2 protein-coding genes are annotated in these 2,222 nt (G+C 34.2%); one reads left to right on the forward strand and one right to left on the reverse strand.

Annotation, left to right across the window (positions count from 1 at the left end):
• Positions 1-129: 129 nt before the first annotated feature.
• Entirely contained in the window at positions 130-996 is an 867-nt protein-coding gene (locus V7266_RS29900; protein ID WP_335472883.1) for a helix-turn-helix domain-containing protein, read from the reverse strand.
• A 266-nt stretch (positions 997-1,262) separates the two neighbouring features.
• On the opposite strand from V7266_RS29900, the gene V7266_RS29905 reads away from it, so the two are divergent.
• Positions 1,263-2,126 (forward strand): sugar phosphate isomerase/epimerase family protein, encoded by an 864-nt coding sequence (locus V7266_RS29905; protein WP_335472884.1) that lies wholly within the window; start codon positions 1,263-1,265, stop codon positions 2,124-2,126.
• Positions 2,127-2,222 lie beyond the last annotated feature (96 nt).

Genomic DNA, 2,222 nt, shown 5'->3' on the forward strand with positions numbered 1-2,222 from the left:
GGAGCCTCCTCGGCGCTTATAGCGCCTATGGGGTCTCCCCGGCCCCGTACTCCCGCAGGAGTCGAGCACCTTCCGCTCCAATCAATAGGGTATAAAAATAATATCGTTTAACATAACTAAAATAGATAATTAAAAACAAAGCTTTCTAAACTTTCCAGGAGTGATGCCCCCAGTAGATTGGGAGAACACTTTAATAAAATGGCCAATACTATTAAATCCGCAATCCATGCTTATTTGCTCGATGGAAAGATTGGTTTCCACCAATTGATTCTTAGCCTGAATCAATCTGGAATTCAGGACATATTGATGAGGGCTGGTTCCGATATACTTTTTAAACGTACGACAAAAATGATATGTACTTAAATTGGATATTTCACTCAACTGGTCGACAGAAATCTTAGATGAGTAATTCTCACTGATAAAGGACAGTACAGCTTGAATTTCGGGTGGTATTGCTTTTGCCACATTTGCATTTCTGTTTTCAAACGTATTACGGGTACTTTCTACTAAATTACCCAGCAGTTTATAAATTTCTAGGGATATTGTAAAGTCTATTTCCTGGTTCGACGCGATCAGGGATAAAATATTGGGAATATTATTTTGTTCATCCGGCAGTCTAAACGTGCAGCCCTTTCTTTTGTATAACTCGTTATACATTTCTTGCGTATGAATGCCAGTAAAGTGAAAAAATTGGAAGGTTGTTTCTTCCAGTGCAGAGTAGTTATTTTTTTCTTTACAATCTAACAGAACAATATCATCTTTCGAGGCTACAAATGATTGGTCCAGATAGTGGAACTGCATCGATCCTTTTTTTATATAAAAAATGATAAAGGAATTCATGTAGTCACGCTTAATGCTGTAGGGAACATCTACTATATATTCACCGCCCCATAGGACATAATGATATAATTCTTTCGTTAAAGCGGAAGGTTCATAAAAATATAATCCCTTTTTTGACTTGATGCCCGGTTCTACTTTTGGAATATAGAAATTCATTTTTTCACCTCTCACTTTATTGTAAACACTAACATTACTAAATATAGTATATTTTATCCTGACTCAAAAGTAATGGTCCATTTTTAGGAACTTTTCTACTAGTTTATACTCTCTGTTGCAAAGCCCAAATTCATTACCAAAAGTTATCAAAAAAATTATAAAATAGCACCAAAACACAATTTTAAAGCAAGATTATATAAAGTAATGAAGGAAAATTTCCATTAAACTGAAATCGCATACATAAGTTATGAAATGGAGGTTTACCCATGAAATTATCATTTAATGAAGGTACAACATTCGAGAGTGCTTCTCTTCAACAGAATTTAGAGTATTGCGAAAAACACGGTTACGATTTTATTGAAATTCGTTCAATTGATCAGTTAAAAGATTATCTTAAAGAATATACATTAGATGATTTAAACGCCTATTTTGATACCCATCATATTAAACCACTATCTTTGAACGCATTATGCTTTTTTAATAACCGGACGAAAGAAGACGAAGAGAAGATTATTGAGGAATTCAAAGAATACTTGGAGATTTGTAAAAAAATAGATTGTCCATATATTTGCGTGGTACCTTCTAATATTGATGTGACGGAAAAAGGAAAAACATTAACGGAAGAAGTAAATGCCAGTTGTATTCGAGTTTTAACTCATCTATCTGATCTAGCCGAACCATACGGAGTAAAGATTGCGATTGAGTTTATCGGAATTCAGGAAAATACAGTTAATACTTTCGCACAAGCATATAGTATTGTAAAAGCTGTTGATCGAAATAATGTGGGTCTCGTGTATGATACTTTCCAATTCACTGGAATGGGGTCAAGATTAGAAGATGTAACAGATGAGACAGCAGATAAATTGTTTATCTTCCATATCAATGATGTTGAGGGTTATCCGATTGGCCAAATGCGTGATAGTGACAGAGTATGGCCTGGGCACGGAGTTATTGATTTAGAAGCACATTTAAAAAGATTAAAAGAATTGAATTATGATTTTGTTGCATCCGTTGAGTTATTCAGACCAGAATATTATCAAATGGATCCTGAAGAAGTTATAAAAAAAGCAAAAGAAACGACCTTGGAAGTATTGGAAAAGTACTATAATAATCACCCTATTTATAATTGATCGAAAGGCATAAAGGATCTTTTGTAGAAAAAGTCCTTTATGCCCTTTTTTTAATTATTGGTTGATTGGAGCGGAAGTCAACATTCAAGATTAACA

The organism is Neobacillus drentensis (assembly GCF_036965645.1).
GTDB classification, from domain to species: Bacteria; Bacillota; Bacilli; order Bacillales; family Cytobacillaceae; genus Neobacillus; species Neobacillus drentensis_D.